Consider the following 21,725-nt stretch of genomic DNA (forward strand, 5'->3'; position numbering starts at 1 on the left):
GACAAAACTGATTGCAGTTTTGTCGTCCGATTTTGAGTATCCGAGATTAATAATTAGCCAAAGATTGATTTGAAAATAGAGCTGAAGAAGTTAACAATCGCGCTCCACATTTTTTGGAGCAAGTTTTGATTTTCTTTAGTATTGAGTTTGCTGAAGACACCCTTGGCATTTGATTGAATGTTCTTCATCAACGAGTTGGCTTGAGTCTTAAAGCTTGAAGAATCTAATGCACCTGAATCACGGATCTTGACTAACAAATTAATAATTTCAGTCTTTTGATTATTAGTAATGACATTTGTTAAATTGTTATTGGTAATTTGTTGATTGACAATGGTCGTGATTTCGTTTTTAGTGATGTTACTTCCTTTTTGGGCCATTTCCTTTTTGGCACCAGCCACAGCGTTGTTCAACTGGGAATCAGTATAACCATCCTTGCTCTTATTTGCTTGGGTGATGCCACTGAGAGTACTTAACTCATCTTGGGCGGCGGTTACTTGCTTCGTGTTTAAGCTGTTACCAGATTTTGCGTACGCTGCGTAAACACCGGCTAGTGCGCCCGAACCGTCGATTGGAGTAGCTGATGTGACGTAAATATTAGCATCGGTAATCCCAGCCGTTAGTGCGGCGTTTTTATACTGGTTAGCCGTAATAGTGGTGATGTTATTACTACCATTATAATTTAAAATTTTGACATTAATTCCAGAACCAGAACTTGTTTTTTGAATCATCGCACTGGACCACACACCTGAGCTACTTGTGAAACTTTCACCTGATGGGTTGAGGTATTTAACTAGAGTATCGCCGTTAACAGTTAGCGTCTGATAATCGGCACCGTTCAAGCTAGCCGTTAACGTGTTGATCGTCCCAGTCTTTTGACTGCTAGTCAGGCTACTGCCTAATGTGACAATTGGTTCATCGCTGCTACTGTCAGCGTGCGCAAGGACTTGCCAGCTGCCAAGCCCAACGATCAGGGTGGCAACGAGGGCAACCCATTTAAATTTGAAACTCATTCGTTTCGTCATTTTCTTTTCCTCCGCATCTTAACTAATGCACCTAAATCCTAACATGAACCGTTCGCTCCCGGGTTGTACAGTGGCAACTAGCGATTGCAAGGTTAGGTTATGTCATTATTATAGCAGACCGTGGTCGTAAGTTAACATTCGGCGCGTAACCTTGGGAGAGTCCTAAGTATTTTAACAATTTGTTTATTATTTGCCGAAGTACCAGACTTTCGCTATACTCGAAATAAATATCGGGGGAGGTTATAACAATGACACAAAATCGGGTGATTAACGCGTTGAGCTATTTAAGCATTTTATTCTTACCAGTTTTATTTCCATTAATTGTTTGGTTGCTGACGAGTACTAATCCAGAAGCACATCGGGTTGCAGGACGGGCTTTTTGGTTACATTTGTTGCCGACAATTTTAGGAATTACACTGCTCGTTATTTTAGGCGTTAGCGGTATTTATATGGACAGTATCGTTAATAGTGGCTGGTTGGCCGTGGTTCTTTTAGCGGTATTTGGATTAGTCGCAGTGGCTAGCTACTTATGGTCGATTATTCGCGGAATTCAGTATTTAATTGCTGATTAATGTAGTAGCGTTAGGTTCAGGAGGGTTTAGCATGGTTGTTAAGGACGCATCAGTGGTTGAAACAGCAATGATGATTCAATTTTGGCAGCGTGGTTATTATCAAACGACAGTTGACGACTTGCTCACCGTTAGCCAGTTGTCACGAACGCAGTTTTATCGCCAGTATCACAGTAAGCGGGTTGCGTTACGCCGTTCACTTGAACGCTATCAAATAACGTTAGATGAACAACTTGATCAATTGATTCAACGTGAGCGGGCGCGGCAAACACCATTGCCCGCTTTAATTGCGGCTTGTTTGCGACTGCCGTTTCAGAGTGAACGGTGGCCAGCAGGATGTTTGATGGTGAACCTGATGGCCGAAATTGGGTCGCAGGATGCGTCCTTGATGGCCCAACTGCAAACGATCTATGCTGATTTACAGACCCGACTCGTCGGTTTACTTTCACCTCAGGCTAAAACCTTACCGACCACGGTCGCTGAGGCTGCAGCAAGTTTAATGCAGGTTCGCAGTGGCATTCAGTTATTGGCAAAACAGGATCCTAGTGGGGCACAGCTAAAACAACAGGCCCAAACGAGTGTTAATCTGATTATGGGGGCAGTTTAAGATGGTTGAGATTAAAGTCATTCACGGTGATATTACCAAAATGACCGTTGATGCAATTGTTAATGCGGCCAATACGAGTTTGCTTGGTGGTGGCGGCGTCGATGGTGCCATTCATCGGGCAGCTGGGCCAGCATTGCTGGCTGCCTGTCGCCCATTACACGGTTGTGCAACTGGTGAAGCCAAAATTACGCCGGGCTTTCGACTACCGGCGAAGTATGTGATTCACACGCCGGGTCCCGTTTGGCAAGGTGGCCAGCATAATGAATTACAATTGTTAGCGAACAGTTATCGCAACAGTCTGAATTTGGCCGCTGAGAATCATTGTCAAACGGTTGCTTTTCCGTCTATCAGTACCGGCGTCTATCACTTTCCGCTATCAATTGCGGCACCGTTAGCGTTAAAAACGTTACAAGCAACCGCGCAGACAACGGCCCACACGGTTCAGACAATCACGATTGTTTGTTTTGATGACCAAACACAAAATGCATTTAGTACGGCGTTGGTAGCGCTGACAAATTAATCTTTACCAAAAAAATACACATGGACGCTACTATCTTGAGTAGCTGCTTGCTATAATGTTGATATACCGGTCATCGGGGATGGTCGTAAATCTTTATGTATTGGGATTATCAAGCGATAATCATTGCCAACAAGAAAGGAATCCATTGTGTTAGATATTTTTAAAGCGGTAATCTTGGGGATTGTTGAAGGGATTACTGAATTCTTACCAATTAGTTCAACGGGGCATTTAGTCCTAGTTGACGAATTTATCAAGATGCAACAGTCCACGCAGTTTACGGATATGTTCAACGTTGTGATTCAATTAGGGGCGATCATGGCGGTCGTTGTCCTGTATTTCCATAAACTAAATCCGTTGTCACCACGCAAGGATACCACGGAAAAGCGAAATACTTGGGTTCTCTGGAGTAAGGTGTTATTAGCGGTCATTCCATCAGTGATCGTGGGGCTACCGTTAAATGATTGGATGGACGAACATTTAATGAATTGGGCGGTCGTTTCTGCCACGTTGATTATTTATGGGGTCCTATTCATTGTGATTGAAAATCATAATAAGCGCTTAACACCCCGCTTCGCTAATCTACAAACGTTACCTTATACGACGGCATTGTTCATTGGGTGCTTCCAGTTGCTCTCGTTGATTCCAGGGACTTCACGTTCCGGTGCAACCATTTTAGGGGCTATCTTGATTGGAACTTCACGCTACGTCGCAACTGAGTTTTCATTCTTCATGGCAATTCCAACAATGTTTGGGGCGTCATTACTGAAGCTTGTGAAATTCTTTGCTCACGGTGGTTCTTTAGCTGGTTTGCAAGGAGCAGTCTTAGCCGTTGGGGTGATCGTGTCCTTCATAGTCGCTTACTTGTCGATTCGTTTCTTGTTGGATTACATCAAGAAAAACGACTTCAAGGCGTTCGGTTGGTACCGAATTGTCCTGGGGGTACTTGTGATTGGCTACTTTACGTTGATTCATTAAATACTAGAAGCGTCACTTTTGGCTAAGCTTGTTGCCGCAAATATCATGAATAAATAAAGTCAGCGACTATAAATTAGTTGCTGACTTTTTAGATTATATCATTCTAGTAATGGATGGACCGTCATAACGATTGGATAAGTGATAGACCAATCGTTATGACGGCTTTTTTGAAGTAATCGTGTTACCGATGAACTAATTTATAGTTGGTTACGCCGTACCTTTGATTGAATGTGATTCTGACAATTTGTCCGCGTTTGAATGGGGCTGGATCAGCAGCAACTGTATTAAAATGAAGATACTTTTTTTCGCCCTTAGAATTAGTTGCTAGTCCTTGGTATTGATACCCAGTAGCTGAGACATTGACCGGTAGTGTAATTGGGGAAGTTCCGGTACTACTCGATATTTTCATGTAGTAGTAATGACCGCCATATCGAAAAATAAACCAACCAACATTTATCAGAATTGTGATTATTAATAATAAGGTGAGCAGCCATTCGATGAGATGATTAGACCTAGTATTCATTGTAGTATTCTCCTCGTATACTACCTTTTAAGGCTTCGCAACCACATTGAAATTGCAGCTGTAGAATCGTAATTAGGCAGTATTTTAATTGAATTTTCAGTTTTGAAAAATATTAATGAAGGTAATAATTTTATGCCAATCTTACCAAGGGTATTTTTCTTTTTCTCTAAGCTTATTTTGTCAGTATCTAAATAATAAATTGAGCTTTTCTCCCTCCAAGTTAGAAAATCTCGGGTTAAATACAATTATTATTGTAAATGTTGCAGGCTTATAAGCCCACAATTTGAACTATATTAGACCTATTAACTTACTTTTATTGTAAGTACTTAGTAAAAGGCGTTATCTATTTTTTTGCTAATCATTTAAGAAGTATAACAGCTGCAAATCAAGATAACGTGGTGTCATTTTGCTAACCGACAAAGATGCACTAGCTGATTTTCCTGATTAAACAAAGTGTAAAGTAATGCGATTGATAAATTCAGCGACGAGAAAGCCAATTGCAATCACGCCAGCAATAATGACAACTTGTACAAAGTACTGGTAGGCCAAGTCTGGTTGACCAGTGACCAAGTTACGAACGACTCGATAAGACTGGCCACCAGGAACCAGTGGGACCAGACTAGGGATATTAAAGATGATCATCGGCATTCGTTTGTAGCGTGCGGCCATACCGCTAGCGACGCCAATCACGATAGCTGCGACGAGGTTACCAATCGCAAGTTTGGCGTCGATTCCTAATGGCAGGATGTGATAGAGGATCTCATACGTAAACCAGCCAGCAGCACCGACCCAACCACTGAGGTTAACGGCGCGACGCGGAATATTGAGAAGTACCCCAAAACCAGCCGTAGCTAAGTAAGCTAAGATAATTTGAAATAAACCGGTTGTTAAGAGCCAATGTAGCATGTCACGCCTCCTTTAGTAGAAAAATGAAGTCAGTGCGATACCAACACCAATCGCACACGCGGATAAAACGGCCTCTACAGCGCGGGCAGGACCACTCAGCAAGTTACCCGTCATTGTGTCACGGACGGCATTAGTAATGGCGACACCCGGCACTAATGGCATCACAGCGCCAATAATGATGGCGTCGGGATGATAATGACTGTTAGTGAGATAAAAGCCGAGTAGGGTAATTAGACCAATAATAAAAGCGCCCATAAATTCGCTGAGAAACCGAATTGACCCCAGCCGATTGATCCAATAAAAGGCAGCAAAACCAGCCAACCCGGCTAGCCCACAAGTAATCAAGTCGGCAGAAGTTGTCCGTCCAGTAAAGGCGACCATCAACGGCACACTAACGACAACGGCCGCTAGACATAACCAGCTGAATGGGAAGGTCGGTACGGCTTGATTGACCCGTTCGAGGGCTGCGGCAAATTCAGTTAAATCAATATCGTGATTAGCAAACTGCCGTGACAGGCTGTTGACCTGATCCACTTTTTCGAGGTCCATACCCCGATTATGGATTGCTCGCACTTCGCTAGTGGCATTTTCCGGCAAGGAGACGGTAATCCCTGTTAACAGTACGAAGACCTGCGCGTCAGGGTAGCCCGCGTTGGTTGCAATTCGTTGCATCGTGTCTTCAACTCGTTTGATTTCAGCCCCATTTTCTAGCAAAATGGCGCCGGCCAATAACGTGGTTTTTAACATAACTGCCGTATCGCTCATCAAAACCCCTCCCACATCAGAATGTTTATATTTTCTCACGAATTTTGCGTATCGTCATTAGTTTGGAACAGAATGTTTGCCGGAAGTGGTCGGTTATGGGTAGAATTATCTTAACAAATAAATTCTTGGAGGCATTTTTGATGACTGCATTGACTAAACTCACCGATACGTACACGTTAAATAACGGCACTAAGATTCCGATTGTTGGTTTTGGAACGTGGCAAACACCTGATGGTCAGGTTGCTTACGATTCCGTATTAGCCGCATTAAAGGCGGGGTACCGGCACATTGACACGGCGGCGGCCTATGGTAACGAGGAAAGTGTTGGTAAAGCTATTGCCGATAGTGGTGTGGCACGTGAAGACCTATTTGTCACGACCAAATTATGGAATGCCGACCATGGCTATGACGCTGCCAAGAAGGCGCTGGATACCTCGTTGGCTAAGTTAGGTTTGGACTATGTTGACCTCTACTTGATCCACTGGCCAAACCCAGCCGCAATGCGCGACAATTGGGAACAATTGAACGCCGATACTTGGCGGGCAATGGAAGAAGCTTACACGGCACGTAAAGCACGGGCTATCGGGGTTTCTAACTTCCGTCCTAAGCATTTAGACGCGCTGCTTAAGACAGCCAAGGTTGTGCCAGCCGTTAACCAAATCTTCCTCAATCCTAGTGATATGGAAGATGAAGTTGTGGCCTACAACCGCAAACATGACATTTTATCAGAAGCTTATAGTCCATTAGGTACTGGTAAGATCTTCAGTATCCCAGAATTAAAGACGTTGGCTGATAAGTATGATAAGAGCGTTGCCCAAGTTGTGCTACGTTGGTCATTACAACACGGTTTCTTACCATTACCAAAATCAGTTCATGCGGATCGGATTAAACAAAATACGGAATTATTTGATTTCGAACTCAGCGATGATGATATGAAGGTCATTGATGGTTTCCACGGTGTTGCCGGGTTAGCTAATGATCCTGATCAAGTTAATTTCTAAGTTTCATTGTTATTAAGGATGCAGCCACTGGCAGCATCCTTTTTATTTGGCTAATCACCTAATTGTCGGGAGTCAGCTAGTTAAATTAGAAAATTCGTTGTTATCGTAAAAAGTGTGGCGCGGCCGCTTAATAATATGAGGTAGGCCCCTAATTAGACTAATGAAACGTCATAAGATGTCCGATTGTTGACTAGCAACCTGACTATCACAGCGATTGGACTATGGTACACTCAGTTTTAATTATTAAGTCTGGGGGCCTGTGAATGTTACTGATATTAGCAATTTTACCAATTGTTGTGACGGTGGGATTAGGCGTGTTTGCGGGGCTACGTCACCAATTTGCGCCAACGACCAGTGATATTTTGATTCAGTTGGTCATGCATTACGCCTTGCCGTTAAGTCTTTTCGGAGGAATCTTGTCATTAAAGCGCGCTACCATTATTCAAAACTCCTCGGTAGCGCTGTGGTTGGCGCTAGGCATGCTAGGTGGCATGGTTATCGTCATTGTGAGCCAATGCTGTTTCCATCAACAACTAGAAACGGGGACATTACGAGCGCTAGTGATCGCCAGTCCTTCAATTCCATTCATGGGTGTTTCCGTTTTACTGGTGGTTTTTGGTAAAATCAGTGTTTTATTGGTCGCGTTAGGCGGCCTGTACATGAATTTGGTACAAGTGCCAGTGAGCGTGTTGCTGTTAACGCTAGCGGGCGGTTCGACACCTGAGCAACGTTGGCGAGCCGGTTGGCAGAAACTGTGTCGTGCGAGTCGGCAACCAGTCGTGTGGGCGCCAATCAGTGCTTTTCTCTTAAATTTGGCCGGATTGCGGTTGCCCAGTGCTTGGCTAACGAATTTTACGGAGTTGGGACAAGCAGCTGGGGGCGTGGCGTTATTTGCGCTGGGACTTCTGTTAACGACTAGACCGTGGCGACTGACGCGCATGGTTGTCTTAAACGTGCTACTGAAAAATTTAGGCTTACCGGTGCTCATTTGGGGGATTATGGCTAGTCTAGGTGTGTCATTAAGTAACCAACAATTAGTCGTCCTGACGCTCGCAATCCCCACTGCAACCATCGCGACCATGTTGGCCGTCCAAAACCACTTGGCACCAGATGAGTATGTGGCGACGCAAATGTTAAGTACGGTCATTGCGCCGCTGACCATGGGATTCTTAATGTGGGGATTGCAGCTCGTATGACGGGCACATTTTGATTACCATGCTGGGTTTGTGAGACGCCCATAAAGGAGGTCACGACTTGCGGTCAGTGCTGTTATGATTCCCGATTGACAAAGGTTAATTGGCACGGTTTAACGACGATACTAAGCCAGACGTTGTGAACGTCAGTATAGACAAACCCGCTCAAATAGGGCATATTTGAGCGGGTTTGTCGCGTTAGTCTTAATAGTGAACTTGAAAATTAGTCGGTTGCGTTGCGTTGACGACGGGATGTTGCGCAAAGTAGTCGGCAATTAATACGGTCATATCAGTAGGTAAGCGCCGGATAATCTTAGCTGTTTGATACATTGGGTAATTCCCACCGCCACCAGCGCGGTAATGATTCAGAGTGACCGTTAATTTTTGGTCAGCGGTGACTGGGGCCCCATGATAATCGAGTTGAACGACACGTTGACCAAAAGGTTTGGTAAGGTCGAAAGTATAGTCGATGCCACTGTAAATATCATAGACATAGTGGCGCAACTTAGGGTGCATGAACTCGGGATTGACCCGAACGTGACCGTCTTGGAGGAGAAAGTAACTCGCACAACGTTCAAGAGCGGCGCGTAAATCAGCACCAGTAATGGCTTCAACGGCAAGTTTGTTTGGGTAGACGTAACTGTTCATGACTTCCCGCATCGTCACGTGTTGTTTGAGGCCTGGTACGTCGTCATTAAATAATGCTGTTGCGGCAATATCGGTATCGGTTGCGGCCATTTCAACGCGATTAATAAAATCGATGTAAGGATGATTATGCAGCCGTGCTTGAAGATGATCGTGTACGAGCATATTGCCGTTAATTTGGCCAAGTGGTGTGTCTAACCAGTCTTCCATCTGGTCATTGATTGGTCCAACTAGTTGCATTACCTGGGTATTGGGGGTGGCATCTGCGACCGGATAGATTTCCGGATGACTGGTCGTCACTTGATGATTGCGGTCGAGCTCAAGGGTAATCATAGCAACATTAGTACCTTTCATACCAGGTTGTGTCACGGGAACACCGTGAACTGTAACGGCTAATTGTCGATGCTGGTGGCCAGTAATCATGGCATCAATGCCGGGTACTTCAGCTAATAGTGCGGAACCTCGGTTTTCACCATTCATGCGTTCGGTTGGACGGTCAGTTTGGGGATCGCGTTCAAGACCACCGTGGTAGGCGATGACAACGACGTCAGCCAGTTGGCGCAATTTGGGCACCCAATGTTTAGCAGTTGCAACCACGTCCTCAAAGTGCAGGCCGGCAATGTGATGTGGTTGTTCCCAGTGGGCAACGAATTGCGTCGTTAGACCCAAAATTGCCACTTTAACTCCGGCGCGTTCCAGAATTGTGTATGGTTTGGAGAATAAGGTGCGGTGCAGGTCATCATGAATATTAGCGGCCAGCATCGGATATTGGCGGCTTGATTCACACAGGTCGAGGTAGTCGAGCCCGTAGTTGAATTCATGGTTACCGAAAATACCGGCTTGAACGTGGTTGCAATTTGCAAGGCGCGAGTATAACGGTGCAGCTTCTTGGTGGTGGCGAGCAATGAAATAGGTCAACGGTGATCCCTGTACGTAGTCGCCATTATCAATCACGATTGGCCAGACATCAGCCGTATCTTCACGTGACAGTTGATGAATAACAGTAGCGGCACGACTAAGACTAAATGGTGCGATGTTATCACGACGACTGTAGTCAGTTGGCGCGAGGTAACCGTGCACATCACTAGTTGAGATTAATTTGATTTTCATAACGTGCCTCCAAGGAATATTTGTGTTCTATTATAACAATATTCATGGCTGGTAACTTGATTTTAGTCATAAATTGAACAGTTTTTTGATGATGACCTGTGGTTAATGTTTAATGGCTGCTTTAATTGTACGTTCTAATCTTCACGACTTTTTCACAATTTGTACGTAAAACGACAAAATGTTTCCGCTATCATTAATAGTGACGAATGACAACGATAATCGAATTACGGAGGAATAAACGATGCAGAATTATCAGAATGCACCATTCAAACCTACCCCCGAGTCCGGTTTAACGACCACAGCGGTGACGACCCAGCTAACTAAATTCGGCAAAAATGAATTAGTAGCTGCGCGCCCCGTACCGTTATGGCGTAAAATTTGGCAACATATGAGCGACGTTTCATCGCTAGTGTTATTATTTGCAGTTGGTTTAGCCACGTACTTGGCTCTTGCCCAGAATGGGGGCTGGACAAAGACCATTGTGATTGGCGCCATTTTAGTTATTAATGTCTGTATTGGTTTGTACCAAGAAGCTTCCGCAGAAAAGTCGTTGGCGGCACTGAAGTCAATGAGTTTACCCACAGCTAATGTTCGACGGGATGGGAAGGTACAAACGATTGCGGCACCAGAAATCGTTCCCGGTGATTTAGTGCTACTAAAAGCGGGTGACCAGGTTCCAGCCGATGCGGTCGTGTTAGAGGCCACGAACTTAGCCGTTGATGAGGCAGTCTTGACAGGTGAAAGTGAAGCTGTTGAAAAAAGTATTTATCAGGACACCGGTGAGTTGGATGATAACTGTCAAGTGTATGCGGGAACGGCCGTCACAGCCGGTACTGCATTGATTCAGGTCTTAACGACCGGAATGGCCACAGAGTTAGGTCAAATTGCAGGTTTGTTGAACAAGACGAAGCAACGGGCCACGCCATTACAGGGGCGGCTTAATCGGCTATCAAGCTGGTTAACGACATTTGCCGTCTTAGGTGGTATTACGATTTTTGCGCTGAGTGTTTGGGTGCAAAACCAAGGTTTGGCCGATAGCTTGATGATTGGGGTTTCATTAGCGGTCGCGGCCGTGCCAGAGACTCTGCCGATCATCGTGACCATTAGTCTTTCACACGGTGTTCGACGGATGGCAGACAGAAATGCCATCATGCGCCGAGTTAGTGCCGTTGAAACGATTGGGAGTGTCGATGTAATCGCGTCTGACAAGACCGGAACCTTGACGCAAAATCGAATGACAATTACAAAGTATTGGACGCCGACCACGGGCATTATGACGACCGAACAGCCCTTGCCATCAGCGGGACAAACATTGATGCGTTACTTAGGATTAGCGACGAATGCCGAGATTAACCACGTTGACGGTGAAGAACAAGCCATTGGGGACGCAACGGAATTAGCCGTTATTCGTTGGCTGGCTCAGCATGATTTAGATCGGCCCAGCTTGGAGGCGCAGACCCCACGAATTGCGGAAGACCCGTTTGACTCAACTAAGAAGATGATGACGACGGTGCATGAATTAGCGCATGGTCGACGGTTAGTTATCGTCAAAGGGGCTTGGGATCGGTTACCACTGAAGCCTGACCAAGCTAGCCTAGCTGCTGGACAAGTGGCCCATGATGAATTTGGGCAGGCGGCGCTTCGCGTTTTAGCTGTTGGCTATCGCATCATTCCCGCGGATGTCCAAACTACTGACTGGGACGACCTGACAGCTGACCTCCAATTGGCAGGATTGATTGGTTTGATTGATCCACCACGACCAGAAGTGATTCCGGCCATTCGAGCAGCCAAACAGGCGGGTATTTTTCCAGTTATGATCACGGGAGATCATTTGGTTACTGCGAAGGCTATCGCTGAGGAAATTGGCATTTTAACCCCTGAGCTGCAAGCAATTAGCGGTGATGAGTTACGCCAATTGAGCGATGAAGAATTGACGGCTCAAATCGATCAGATTGCAGTGTACGCCCGAGTGTCGCCGAGTGACAAAATTAGAATCGTTCAGGCTTGGCAAAGTCTTGGTAAGACGGTTGCGATGACCGGTGATGGTGTCAACGATGCGCCGGCATTGAAAGCGGCGGATGTTGGCATTGCAATGGGAATTACGGGTACCGAAGTATCTAAAGAAGCCGCTGACATGGTGTTAACGGATGATAATTTTGCGACGATCATGGCAGCAGTTAAGGAAGGTCGGACAGTTTATCAGAATATCATTAAAGCCGTTGAATTCTTGGTAGGTGTCAACTTTGCACAAATCTTCTTGATGGTTGGTGCAGTCCTCTTCGGTTGGGGGGCGCCACTGTTAGCAGAACAATTGCTGATTATTAACGTACTTGCTGATGGGATTCCAGGATTCTTTATTAGCCAAGAGCCAGGTGAACCCCAAGCTATGCAACAACCACCAGTATCCAATGACGAAAGTATTTTAGCTCGGGGCCTTGGTCAACGGTTGTTTATCCGGGCAGCTACTTTTACCGTACTAACCCTCGGAATTTACGCGTTTGGCCGCTTTGGCTTAACAAATGGTCAAGCCCCAGTCGGGATGACGATGGTCTTTCTAGTATTGGCATTAGGATCAATGATCGACATCTATGCAATTAAGGATCGCCGACCACTCAGCTGGTCAAGCATGATGCGTAATCCAATGCTGAACCGAGGATTGCTGTTAGGAATTCTGGTGGTCTTGGCAATTGCAGTGATACCACCGTTCCGTAGTTTCTTTAGCTTAGTGACACTACCAGCGTTAGGCTGGTTAACGGTGCTAGTAGCTACGCTGATTCCAACATTCGTGCTGGAATTGAATAAGCGCTGGCAGGCGCGGCGACAGTCACGATTAGTCGTGAATACTGCTGAATAAGGATGATCAATTCAAGTTAGTTAAAATGCTGCTTACAAACGTTATTCGTTTGCAAGCAGCATTTTTTCGTGTCATTAAGTTGTGTGCCTAAAATACTGGCCGGTGAGCGGGCTTAGAACGTAAGTCATCACAATTGTAGGCAGATAATTCTTTCAGACCATCTTTACTAGCATCGAAATAGGCCGTTAATCCTTGGGCAATCATTAAATTGAGTTCTTTATTCGCATCAAACTGAACGATGATGACGGGTGTCTTTTCAGCCACGGCCGCACCGATTTCAAACATTGTGCCAGAATCTGGCTCATTGGTTGCACTAGTCATGTCGAAGTCAAGAATGGCAACAACGACATCGGCCCGATGAACTTGACGCATATCGGATGCGTAGACGTATTGTTGCCAAGCACGGCTACCAAAAGGTTCTTCTTCAAATTGATGTTCTTCTGGGATGAAGATACCATCGGGGTTGATCGTCGGGTTAGCCAACAGCGCCGACTTCACTTGTTGGATGCGTTCCTTCTGAGCCTCGTCAAAAAACGGTGCAGCTAGGTAAACGTTATTCATAATGATTTCCTTTCTGGATAACAAAATTTGGATAAGCCTATTTTAGCGGAAATATGGGGTGGCTTTCAAGCCTTGATTTGGCGTGAATCATTATTAAAAGGTGCCTATTTTGAAAGTTCAAAAATAGCCAGCTTAGGCCCGCTGGAAAAAGTTCGAATCAGCGTAAACATGCTTGGTTGGTTCGTCCTACACCGACTTCCAGGCATTTCTGCCAATTGCCGGAACGTGGTGGGCACAGACTTGAGCCGAAAAATCACGTCTCAAATACTGGCCTTTCAATAACCAAGCACAGGACACTTGCTAAGTGAAATTTCACCACTGGGCATTGTCAGAAACGCCTTCCAGTCGGGAGAGCATTCGAATGGCAGACGAAGCTGTACTTAACTTTTGATGAATTTGCCGTTGCTTTTTGTAAACAGTAATTTTGTTAATCAACTGTCAAACTGAAAATGATATTGAGGTAGCTCATTAATCCTGAATCGGCATAGTAAGATTCAAACTCCTGACAGAGTGCCTAGTGCACCCTAACCCTTTGTCTTTGTTTAATATCAAAATAGTCAACGATAAATTGTGCTAAGTTAAGTGGCCGTTCATCAGCCATTCGAGCGGCTTACCGAAACGTGTTCGGTGCCACTAAAGCCTGTGCTTGCTACGCCAATGGACTAATGCCAAAACCGCATTAATCCGTTGGCAGGCAATGCTCGGCTTCAACCCGTGGCCCCTCGCAAGCTTGAGACTGGAGGGGCTGGGTGACAATGCTCAGTAGCCAAATTATTCTTAGTCGGAAGTGGTCTGCTTCCGGCTTAGAATAAGACTCGTATTTGAGACCGGGCGGGTTGTGCACGGGCTCAAATCGACGTCGGCTTACGTTCCAGCAATTGTCACCCAGCCCCGGAGGTCGGAATAGGACGATCATTGCTGACGAACAGCAATCCAAAAATAAGCACCTTTTAATAATTTTTGAGGCGAATAATAATTAGCAGAGTGGATATATAGATTATAATTCTATTTATAACAAGGTGATGATTAGATATTGTTGAATTAAAATCTAAATTGGGCTAAATTAAATAGGGTAGTGAGGAGGATTGGATGATGGAGGAATTTGGATCAACTAGTAACTATTTACTTTCGTGGGAAGAGTTGCCCGCGGTGCCCGTTTATATGGAACAGTTGTTGCAACTTGTTAATGAAACAATTCAGCCGCTGGGGTTACCTGCCGTAACGAAGACGATGATTAATAGTTACGTGAAACAACATTTTTTCAGTCGGCCGGTTGGACATCGGTATACCCGGAATCAGATTGTGGCGGTACTAGTCGTTTCAATTTTGAAGACTGATTTTTCATTACCAGTAATTAGTAAAGCAATTTTGCAAATTCGTGATTCGCGTCAGATTGAGCCGCGGTACCAGCAATTTCGGCAAGCATTCGAGTCTACGCTTGCTGGACAACCGGTCGTCTTGTCGACGGTTGACCCGTTAGCACGGGCAATTCAATTAGCAGCTCAAACGGTGGCGGCACATTTATTAACGATCCGAGCGCTTAACGAATTGGTAGATTGAGTTGAGATAGGCACATAATTGAGAATAGCGTTTGATAATATCGCTATGGCTGCTTGTAGCGTATTCGAATTAAAGCGAATTAGGCTTAGCAGATATGATTAGGTATGAAAGAGAGAAAGAGAATATGACAACACGCAAAAAATGGACAATTGCGCTCATTGCATTCTTGACCGTGATCGTCATTGGGGTCGCGGGCGGTAGTTTTTATTTATATCACTTTGCATTTGAACCCACCCCGAAAGTTTTGAACCATAGTTCTAGTAAGAGTAAAAGTAAGTTGAAGCAGAACCAAGCGTGGCTGAAACGGGTCAACAAGCAGACCTGGCATGAGACGTCCGCAACGGATCATTTGAAGTTAGTTGCGGACTATGTACCAGCTGCGCACCGAACCACCAAAACGATTATTGTGGCGCATGGTTACATGGGTAACAAGGAGCAGATGGCGAGCTATATTCGATTGTGGCATCGCCAAGGATATAATGTGCTGGCACCGGATGATCGTGGCAATGGTCAGAGTCAGGGGGATTACTATGGTTTTGGTTGGCCTGACCGGTTGGACTATCTAAAGTGGACGCGACAGGTGATTCGCCGCGTAGGCCAAAATAGTCAGATTGGACTCTTTGGCGTTTCAATGGGTGGTGCGACTGTCATGATGATGAGTGGCGAGAAACTTCCATCACAAGTTAAAGCGATTATTGAAGATTGTGGCTATACCAGTGTTGGTGATGAATTGGGATATGAGCTGAATCAACTATATCACTTACCGAAGTTTCCACTGCTGTATACGGCAAGCTGGGTAGCTCAAGCGAAGGCCCACTTCAACTTTATGACGGCGAGTTCAGTAAACCAGCTCAAGAAGAATAAGTTGCCAATCTTCTTTATTCATGGTGCTAAGGATACTTTTGTCCCCACGAAGATGGTATATCAGAACTACCGCGCTACGACGGTCAAGTCAAAGCAATTATGGGTGGCTCCAGGAGCTGGTCACGCGGAATCATACACGCGTTATCCGCAATTATATCAACAAAAAGTAAGCCAGTTCATGGCAAAATATTTGAAGTAAGAGCTAACGGAATAGAATAACTAATAAAGGTCACCAAGCAGCGATTGCTGATTGGTGACCTTTATTATGGTTAAAATATGCTAGTCGGATTAGTGTTTGTCAGCCGGTCCGCGTCCTGGTCCGATCTCCGGGACTAAGCTGATAGCTTTTGAACTTGATAAATAGCGCGGTTAATCAACCGAGTGTTTTGCAAATGGGTGCCGCATACTTGGTATAAAGATCAGTACGCCGATGAAGTTAAGCAGTAATGACAAGGCGGTGAAGATAAAGACACCGTTGTAATCGAACCAGCCGGAGACGGCGCCACCAAGTAAGGAGCCGAGCATGCTGCCAGCCGCTTGGAAAGATTGATTCCAACTGAAAATAGTGCCTGTTAACTCGCGGGGTGTATTTTTGGATAATAATGTTTGCACCGTTGGAAAGAGGGCCCCGTCAGAGATCCCAATCATGAAGCGCAATAGCCCTAATGTCCACACACTGGAGACGAAGCCTTGTGGAAAGTACATCAGGATGGCAAAGACGAAACCAAAGACAAGGATACGGTCAGCCCCCCGGTGATCACCGAGCCGTCCGAGTCGCGGCGCCGATAATAGCGTCGAAATTCCGGGTAGAGCGGCAATGATTCCAGCAACGACGGTGATTGGGCCGACGTTATGCATCAGTTCTTTGACATATAGACTAATAATGGGCGTGATGGAATTATTCCCCATTTGAATAATCATCGTGGAGACGAGCAGTGTGATAATCAACGTTGGATTTTTAAATTGGCTGAGTAGACCGCCGTCACGTTTAGCAATCGGCGCGTCGCTGGGTTTAAAGCTTTCGTGGACGAGTGTCAGACTCAATACGAAGACGATCAGTAGCAAAATTCCGGTGATAATGAAAGTCAAACGAATAGAGAAAACTTGGGCGAGTACGCCACCGAGAATCGGGCCGATCAAGTTACCAGACACGTAGCCAGTTGTTAGGATACCGATTGCGGTCCCACTACTTTCCTTGGGAGTTTCGGTGGCGATTAGGGCGCTAGCATTGGGAATGTAGCCGGCACACAGGCCTTGTAAGAACCGAAGTAGAATGAGTATCCAAATGTTATGGACAAATCCCATCGCACCGATAACAAAGGCCATCCCAAGCGAAGAACGCAGCAGCATGATTTTGCGACCACGCCGGTCAGCGAGTTTACCCCATAATGGTGAGACAACAGCGACGACAAAAAAAGTCACTGCGTATGTAATACCACTATACATCGTGAGTTCGTTTTTGGAGAAATCCCCCATTTGACCAACGTATAATGATAAGAATGGCATGACTTCAGAAAATCCCATTCCGGCGATAAATGTTCCTAGCCAGAGAACAGCGAGATTCCGGCGCCAGCCTGTCAATGCGCCCTTCACAATCTGTCACTTCCTTAATTAACTTATTAAGATTATTTTAATGCGAATTTAAGTTTTGTGCAATTAACTAACTTAGTTAAATAGACTTGACCAAGCGTCACTAAAAAAACTACAATGGAAAACATTGTAGAAAGGGTGAACGATGTGCAGCAAGAGTCAAAGTATCAAATAGAAATGGTGGCGCCTAAGCACCGACACATGTCTAATTGGGACATGTTTGCAACTTGGATTGGCGCCAATGCCAATAATGGCACGTGGTACGTTGGTGGTGTATTGGCTGCGTGTGGTTTATTGACGGCGCTTAAAGTGATTGTAGCATCGTCCACGCTATCGTATTTATGTTTATCGTTAGTCGGCTTCATGGGGTATAAGACCGGGGCGGCGACGATGAGCTTGATTCGTGGTTCCTTTGGTGTGCGGGGCAGTTACGTTCCGTCCTTTGTGAACTTGACCCAGTATATTGGCTGGACAGCGGTAAACACGTTCATTGCAGCAACTTCTGTCAGCTATTTATTACACGATCTAGTTGGCTGGCCAGTCTATGGTAAACCCGGTGGGGCTAAAGGACTGATCCTCGGAATTATTGTCATGAGTGTGTTGCATTTATTGAGTGTTTCGGTCGGTCAACGGTCGGTTCAGATGATTGAACGTTTAGGTATTATTCTTGTCATCTTATTTGTTTTAGGGGAGACGGTCGTCGTGTTCCAGACGGTCTCAGTGCATGATTTGTTAACGTGGCAGGCGCCGACACATTTACATATGACGGCGGGGGCTGGGATGGATACGCTAGCGGCGTTCAATTTGTCTTGGGTGACAGCGGGTGCTGATTTTACGCGGTTTACGCGCAAAAAGAGTGGCGCGACTGGCATGCCATTTTTAGGGGCCTTTACCGGCTTGTTCTGGTTCGCCTTTATCGGGCTTGCCGCGACGATCAGTATCGCGATTACTTCTGGAACTTATGATCCTAATAACTCTGACCCGAGTACCATTGCGAGTCGACTAGGCTTGGGGGTATTAGCACTACTGGTGATTGTCTTAACGAGTATGACGGCGAACGCGGTAAACTTATTGGCGGCTGGTTCGGCGCTGTCGAATATCTTCCCACGGATTCGGTTACGACCAGCACTGTGGGCCGTGACAATCATTGCCACGTTAGTCACACTGATTCCATTAATCATGGGGAGTTTTTTAGCTGCATTCACGGCGTTCCTAGATTATATTGGGATGGTGCTTGGACCGATGATCAGCGTGATGTTAGTCGATTACTATTGGCGGCATCGTCAGCACTATGATATCAACGAACTGGCGAGCTCTAAGGGGCAGTATTGGTATCATCATGGGGTGAACTGGATTGCGCTATTATGTTGGGTACTAGGTGTGGCCATCTTCTTGTTATTGAAGCACGTTGTTTGGATTGCGACGGTGACTGGTGCAACTTTCATTGACATGGCGCTTATCGGGGTCATTTACGTGGCTTTAATGCGAATTTTCTACCCGTTACCTGCCAAACGTGTCTAATTGGATTACAATAGATAAGTAAACGAAATTAGAACGAGGGGTGTCATGATGTTTAAATTAACTGAGATCGATGACGTATTAAATAATTTAGGTGACCACGCAGACTTTGCCACGATTGCCAAAAAAGAAGCCGATTTGGGCGTTCAACATTTTCAATATGATGTTGCTACTGGTGCCACAACTTACTTTGGTGAGAACGGTTATCTCGTGGAACGGCGGACGAATGGCTTAGCAGTCCGGGTCGCTCGTGAAGAAGATGCCGCGGCAGTTGAACAAATCGCGAAGCAATATATTGCTGGCCAGCTGGCTCTAGCAGACGCTGTCAAGCAGTTTGCCAAGGCTGGGTGTCAAGCTTGGACTGCTAACTTAAAACGCCACATCGTCGATTTTAGCGGCGATGAAGGTAAAATCATGGCAGCTGTAACATTCTAAATCAATAATAAAGTGCAAAAATGCAGACTAACCACTTTTAACCGGGTAGCCTGCATTTTTGCGTTCCATTAAGTTTAATAGCCAGCTTGATGATATTGCTTGCTTAACTGGCGTTCTAAGCTAAGTAAAGTCAGCGGACTTAGCCGCCGTAACTGATCAGAGTGATAGCGCATGACTAATTGTTCGGGACTATTGATTGTAATACTAGTGACGCCGTTTAGGCCTTGAAAAGCGCTTTGAATGGCCTGCTGGAGCTCGGGATGTTGGGGCCAGACAGGGGAGGTCAGCATAACTAGACCATGTTCAGGATGTTGATACGTGATCTGATATTTGTTGAGATAACGTTGAAACATGTCTTCTGGGTTCATGAGCAATTCCTCCTCGGATTGGTTACTAGTAACGGTGAGCCGCAGTTTAGTTTATAACCCAAACCAGACGACCCAAACAAAAAAGCCAGCCAGGCACAATAGCGCAATACCAATGAGTGCCCAGATCGTACCGTTCAGCTTTTTGGTGTGGTGATAGTAGTAAATACTGAGTATGCCACACAGTATGGCAAGAATGATGCTGGTGCCAATAATTAAACCAATTGTCAATTCCATAAATTACTTTCGACTCCTCATATTATCATTTTAATTGTGCATTAAAATGCGATAAAGTGCAATTATTTATCAGGATTCTTAGTGTGGTAAGAACGCTAAGCATTGCATGGTGACTGAGTAGTCTTGGGTGGCTTGCTGATGAGAAGCCACCCAAGACTACTTCAATGATAATCGATCGTAAAATAAAAAAACTAGGCTGCTTATGATTAACAGCGCTAGTTTTGATTAATGACAGTTAGTTAGTCGTTTTTTTAGACAAACGGGTTGCAAGCAACAAACCGGCGAGCGCTAAAATAAACGTAAAGTAGAACCCGTAATGGGCACCGTTGACGAACGCGCTAGAAGCTTGATGACCCCCATTGGCGTAGTAAGAAGCTTGGCCAATGCCTAATAAGCTCGTTGCAATTGCGGTTGAAATGGCACCAACGACTTGCTGTAGTGTGTTCATGATTGTACTACCATCGGCGGCAATTGGTCCCGTTAAGGAATTTAAACCATGCGTCTGTGAAGGGGACATCGCTAATGGCGCCCCAATCATTAAGATAACGTGGGCCAAAATAACGTACCACGTTGCACTCTGCGTGGTTGTCAGTGCCAACATGAGGGCACCAACCATTGAAATCAAGAACCCCAGCATTGCTGGAGTGCGGGCGCCAATCGAGTCATATAAGCGACCCGAGACGGCCGATACAATTGCGTTCATCAAGCCACCGGGTAACATGATGACCCCAGTCAAGGCAACGGGAATCAACAGCCCCTTTTGAATGTACATTGGGAGTAAATACATGGCTGATAAGATAATCCCAAAGTTAATCATAACGAGGCAAGCGCCAACCCGAAAACCAGGGATAGCAAATGTCTTAAGGTTCAGAATTGGCGATTCCATGGTGAGTTGTCGATGGGCATACCAAGCCAGAATAACCAGTCCCAAAATTAAGGCACCTAGTACAGCGGGCGACCCCCAACCTTGATCACTAGCAAGACTAACGCCAACAACAAGGCTACCAAAGCCAACCATTGAAAGTAAAATGGATAAGAAGTCCACTTTCGGCCGGGTTACTTTCGCAATGTTGTTAAGTGAAGTGACGGCAAAGATAAAGGCAATAATCAAGAATGGGATAAAGAGCCAAAAAATCCACCGCCATGAAGCTAGTCCTAAGATGGCTCCAGCAATCGTTGGACCCACGGCCGGTGCGAACATGATGACTAAACCGACCATCCCCATAGCTGCCCCTAATTTGTAGGGTGGAAAAATCTGCATAGCCACGGTAAACATGAGTGGTAAGATCAGGCCAGTTGCGATACCTTGAATCATTCGACCGAATAATAACACGCCAAAGCCAGGCGCTGAAGCCGAAATAATCGCACCAACGGCGAAGTCAATCAGGGCAAATAAAATCACTTGGCGGGTCGTAAACCATTTGGTAATTAAGCTTGAAAGTGGAAGGACAATCCCAATCATAAGCATGTAACCGGTTACTAGCCATTGCACAGTTGCCGTTGACACGTGTAGCTGAGCCATCAATTGGGGGAGGGCAATGTTCAGTGATGTTTCACTAAACATCCCAACAAAACCACCAATTAACATCCCCATCATGGCTAGCATGGGATGGGCAACGGGAACGCGGGCCCGTTGTTTAGCTTGCGGGCTACTTTGTACTGAATCCATTATATTGTTCACACTCACTTTCCTGAATACAATGGGTTAGCATACCAGAAAATTATTTTTTTCGTAAGTGTTTTTTCTGAAAAAAGAGGATTGATTTACGGTAGTTTGAAAACCATCACTCAACTAGTACGTCTGTGACTGCAATTGTCGGCAGTTTCATTGAGCGAGAAAGGTAGCACGTAATGGTTGTTAAAATAGTGTTTTTGTATGTAAATAGGCCACCTCAGTGTCAAACT

22 protein-coding genes are annotated in these 21,725 nt (G+C 45.4%); 12 read left to right on the forward strand and 10 right to left on the reverse strand.

Annotated features, from left to right (window positions below):
• Positions 1 to 53: 53 nt before the first annotated feature.
• Positions 54 to 1,022: a DUF1002 domain-containing protein gene (locus tag E5260_RS01155; protein WP_003642998.1), complete on the reverse strand. Its 969-nt coding sequence runs from the start codon at positions 1,020 to 1,022 to the stop codon at positions 54 to 56.
• A gap of 248 nt (positions 1,023 to 1,270) precedes the next feature.
• Here E5260_RS01155 and E5260_RS01160 point away from each other — a divergent pair, with 248 nt between their 5' ends.
• From E5260_RS01160 to E5260_RS01175, 4 genes are all read left to right on the forward strand, one after another.
• Positions 1,271 to 1,594: a membrane protein gene (locus E5260_RS01160; protein WP_003642997.1), complete on the forward strand. Its 324-nt coding sequence runs from the start codon at positions 1,271 to 1,273 to the stop codon at positions 1,592 to 1,594.
• A gap of 31 nt (positions 1,595 to 1,625) precedes the next feature.
• On the forward strand, positions 1,626 to 2,198 hold the full coding sequence (locus E5260_RS01165) for a TetR/AcrR family transcriptional regulator (protein ID WP_003642996.1): 573 nt from the start codon (positions 1,626 to 1,628) through the stop codon (positions 2,196 to 2,198).
• A 1-nt stretch (position 2,199) separates the two neighbouring features.
• Complete coding sequence (locus tag E5260_RS01170) at positions 2,200 to 2,718, forward strand: O-acetyl-ADP-ribose deacetylase (protein WP_003642995.1); 519 nt, start codon at positions 2,200 to 2,202, stop codon at positions 2,716 to 2,718.
• Positions 2,719 to 2,865: 147 nt separating this feature from the next.
• Positions 2,866 to 3,693 (forward strand): undecaprenyl-diphosphate phosphatase, encoded by an 828-nt coding sequence (locus tag E5260_RS01175; RefSeq protein ID WP_003642994.1) that lies wholly within the window; start codon positions 2,866 to 2,868, stop codon positions 3,691 to 3,693.
• Positions 3,694 to 3,874: 181 nt separating this feature from the next.
• Here E5260_RS01175 and E5260_RS01180 read toward each other — a convergent pair whose 3' ends face one another.
• From E5260_RS01180 to E5260_RS01190, 3 genes are all read right to left on the reverse strand, one after another.
• Positions 3,875 to 4,216 (reverse strand): YxeA family protein, encoded by a 342-nt coding sequence (locus tag E5260_RS01180; protein ID WP_003642993.1) that lies wholly within the window; start codon positions 4,214 to 4,216, stop codon positions 3,875 to 3,877.
• A 444-nt stretch (positions 4,217 to 4,660) separates the two neighbouring features.
• Positions 4,661 to 5,122 (reverse strand): threonine/serine exporter family protein, encoded by a 462-nt coding sequence (locus tag E5260_RS01185; protein WP_003642992.1) that lies wholly within the window; start codon positions 5,120 to 5,122, stop codon positions 4,661 to 4,663.
• Positions 5,123 to 5,134: 12 nt separating this feature from the next.
• On the reverse strand, positions 5,135 to 5,887 hold the full coding sequence (locus E5260_RS01190) for a threonine/serine exporter family protein (protein WP_003642991.1): 753 nt from the start codon (positions 5,885 to 5,887) through the stop codon (positions 5,135 to 5,137).
• 140 nt (positions 5,888 to 6,027) lie between these two features.
• Here E5260_RS01190 and E5260_RS01195 point away from each other — a divergent pair, with 140 nt between their 5' ends.
• On the forward strand, positions 6,028 to 6,888 hold the full coding sequence (locus E5260_RS01195; protein WP_003643521.1) for an aldo/keto reductase: 861 nt from the start codon (positions 6,028 to 6,030) through the stop codon (positions 6,886 to 6,888).
• Positions 6,889 to 7,151: 263 nt separating this feature from the next.
• Positions 7,152 to 8,084: an AEC family transporter gene (locus E5260_RS01200; RefSeq protein WP_003642989.1), complete on the forward strand. Its 933-nt coding sequence runs from the start codon at positions 7,152 to 7,154 to the stop codon at positions 8,082 to 8,084.
• A gap of 201 nt (positions 8,085 to 8,285) precedes the next feature.
• Here the strand turns inward: E5260_RS01200 and E5260_RS01205 are convergent, their stop codons facing one another.
• Entirely contained in the window at positions 8,286 to 9,836 is a 1,551-nt protein-coding gene (locus E5260_RS01205) for a bifunctional metallophosphatase/5'-nucleotidase (protein WP_003642988.1), read from the reverse strand.
• Positions 9,837 to 10,077: 241 nt separating this feature from the next.
• Here E5260_RS01205 and E5260_RS01210 point away from each other — a divergent pair, with 241 nt between their 5' ends.
• Entirely contained in the window at positions 10,078 to 12,690 is a 2,613-nt protein-coding gene (locus E5260_RS01210; RefSeq protein ID WP_003642987.1) for a cation-translocating P-type ATPase, read from the forward strand.
• Between the two features lie 87 nt (positions 12,691 to 12,777).
• Here E5260_RS01210 and E5260_RS01215 read toward each other — a convergent pair whose 3' ends face one another.
• A complete protein-coding gene (locus E5260_RS01215; protein ID WP_003642986.1) occupies positions 12,778 to 13,251 on the reverse strand; it encodes a nucleoside 2-deoxyribosyltransferase in 474 nt (157 codons plus the stop codon).
• Positions 13,252 to 13,278: 27 nt separating this feature from the next.
• Between E5260_RS01215 and E5260_RS01220 the strand changes: the two genes are divergently transcribed.
• From E5260_RS01220 to E5260_RS01230, 3 genes are all read left to right on the forward strand, one after another.
• Positions 13,279 to 13,533, forward strand: a complete 255-nt coding sequence (locus tag E5260_RS01220; protein WP_003642985.1) for a hypothetical protein — start codon at positions 13,279 to 13,281, stop codon at positions 13,531 to 13,533.
• 807 nt (positions 13,534 to 14,340) lie between these two features.
• Entirely contained in the window at positions 14,341 to 14,811 is a 471-nt protein-coding gene (locus E5260_RS01225) for a DUF1836 domain-containing protein (protein WP_003642982.1), read from the forward strand.
• A 124-nt stretch (positions 14,812 to 14,935) separates the two neighbouring features.
• Positions 14,936 to 15,874, forward strand: coding sequence for an alpha/beta hydrolase (locus E5260_RS01230; RefSeq protein ID WP_003643518.1), 939 nt, complete (start codon positions 14,936 to 14,938; stop codon positions 15,872 to 15,874).
• Positions 15,875 to 16,044: 170 nt separating this feature from the next.
• On the opposite strand, the gene E5260_RS01235 is transcribed toward E5260_RS01230, so the two are convergent.
• On the reverse strand, positions 16,045 to 17,268 hold the full coding sequence (locus E5260_RS01235; protein ID WP_003642980.1) for an MFS transporter: 1,224 nt from the start codon (positions 17,266 to 17,268) through the stop codon (positions 16,045 to 16,047).
• Positions 17,269 to 17,412: 144 nt separating this feature from the next.
• Between E5260_RS01235 and E5260_RS01240 the strand changes: the two genes are divergently transcribed.
• The gene (locus tag E5260_RS01240; RefSeq protein WP_025015654.1) at positions 17,413 to 18,786 is read left to right on the forward strand and encodes a cytosine permease; all 1,374 of its coding nucleotides are present in this window, start codon (positions 17,413 to 17,415) and stop codon (positions 18,784 to 18,786) included.
• Between the two features lie 48 nt (positions 18,787 to 18,834).
• Entirely contained in the window at positions 18,835 to 19,218 is a 384-nt protein-coding gene (locus tag E5260_RS01245) for a DUF1398 family protein (protein WP_003643516.1), read from the forward strand.
• A 74-nt stretch (positions 19,219 to 19,292) separates the two neighbouring features.
• On the opposite strand, the gene E5260_RS01250 is transcribed toward E5260_RS01245, so the two are convergent.
• The 3 genes from E5260_RS01250 to E5260_RS01260 all read right to left on the reverse strand — a co-directional run bounded on the left by E5260_RS01250 (position 19,293) and on the right by E5260_RS01260 (position 21,489).
• Positions 19,293 to 19,586: a hypothetical protein gene (locus E5260_RS01250; RefSeq protein WP_003642977.1), complete on the reverse strand. Its 294-nt coding sequence runs from the start codon at positions 19,584 to 19,586 to the stop codon at positions 19,293 to 19,295.
• Between the two features lie 51 nt (positions 19,587 to 19,637).
• Positions 19,638 to 19,820, reverse strand: coding sequence for a hypothetical protein (locus tag E5260_RS01255; RefSeq protein WP_003642976.1), 183 nt, complete (start codon positions 19,818 to 19,820; stop codon positions 19,638 to 19,640).
• A 235-nt stretch (positions 19,821 to 20,055) separates the two neighbouring features.
• Entirely contained in the window at positions 20,056 to 21,489 is a 1,434-nt protein-coding gene (locus E5260_RS01260) for a DHA2 family efflux MFS transporter permease subunit (RefSeq protein ID WP_003642975.1), read from the reverse strand.
• Positions 21,490 to 21,725 lie beyond the last annotated feature (236 nt).

Source organism: Lactiplantibacillus plantarum, assembly GCF_014131735.1.
In the GTDB taxonomy this organism is placed as follows: domain Bacteria; phylum Bacillota; class Bacilli; order Lactobacillales; family Lactobacillaceae; genus Lactiplantibacillus; species Lactiplantibacillus plantarum.

Bases quoted from the DNA above. Each gene is read 5' to 3' on its own strand.
- E5260_RS01155 (WP_003642998.1), bottom strand. From the start codon at position 1,022: ATGACGAAACGAATGAGTTTCAAATTTAAATGGGTTGCCCTCGTTGCC.
- E5260_RS01160 (WP_003642997.1), top strand. From the start codon at position 1,271: ATGACACAAAATCGGGTGATTAACGCGTTGAGCTATTTAAGCATTTTA.
- E5260_RS01165 (WP_003642996.1), top strand. From the start codon at position 1,626: ATGGTTGTTAAGGACGCATCAGTGGTTGAAACAGCAATGATGATTCAA.
- E5260_RS01170 (WP_003642995.1), top strand. From the start codon at position 2,200: ATGGTTGAGATTAAAGTCATTCACGGTGATATTACCAAAATGACCGTT.
- E5260_RS01180 (WP_003642993.1), bottom strand. From the start codon at position 4,216: ATGAATACTAGGTCTAATCATCTCATCGAATGGCTGCTCACCTTATTA.
- E5260_RS01185 (WP_003642992.1), bottom strand. From the start codon at position 5,122: ATGCTACATTGGCTCTTAACAACCGGTTTATTTCAAATTATCTTAGCT.
- E5260_RS01190 (WP_003642991.1), bottom strand. From the start codon at position 5,887: ATGAGCGATACGGCAGTTATGTTAAAAACCACGTTATTGGCCGGCGCC.
- E5260_RS01195 (WP_003643521.1), top strand. From the start codon at position 6,028: ATGACTGCATTGACTAAACTCACCGATACGTACACGTTAAATAACGGC.
- E5260_RS01200 (WP_003642989.1), top strand. From the start codon at position 7,152: ATGTTACTGATATTAGCAATTTTACCAATTGTTGTGACGGTGGGATTA.
- E5260_RS01205 (WP_003642988.1), bottom strand. From the start codon at position 9,836: ATGAAAATCAAATTAATCTCAACTAGTGATGTGCACGGTTACCTCGCG.
- E5260_RS01210 (WP_003642987.1), top strand. From the start codon at position 10,078: ATGCAGAATTATCAGAATGCACCATTCAAACCTACCCCCGAGTCCGGT.
- E5260_RS01215 (WP_003642986.1), bottom strand. From the start codon at position 13,251: ATGAATAACGTTTACCTAGCTGCACCGTTTTTTGACGAGGCTCAGAAG.
- E5260_RS01225 (WP_003642982.1), top strand. From the start codon at position 14,341: ATGATGGAGGAATTTGGATCAACTAGTAACTATTTACTTTCGTGGGAA.
- E5260_RS01230 (WP_003643518.1), top strand. From the start codon at position 14,936: ATGACAACACGCAAAAAATGGACAATTGCGCTCATTGCATTCTTGACC.
- E5260_RS01245 (WP_003643516.1), top strand. From the start codon at position 18,835: ATGTTTAAATTAACTGAGATCGATGACGTATTAAATAATTTAGGTGAC.
- E5260_RS01250 (WP_003642977.1), bottom strand. From the start codon at position 19,586: ATGAACCCAGAAGACATGTTTCAACGTTATCTCAACAAATATCAGATC.
- E5260_RS01255 (WP_003642976.1), bottom strand. From the start codon at position 19,820: ATGGAATTGACAATTGGTTTAATTATTGGCACCAGCATCATTCTTGCC.
- E5260_RS01260 (WP_003642975.1), bottom strand. From the start codon at position 21,489: ATGGATTCAGTACAAAGTAGCCCGCAAGCTAAACAACGGGCCCGCGTT.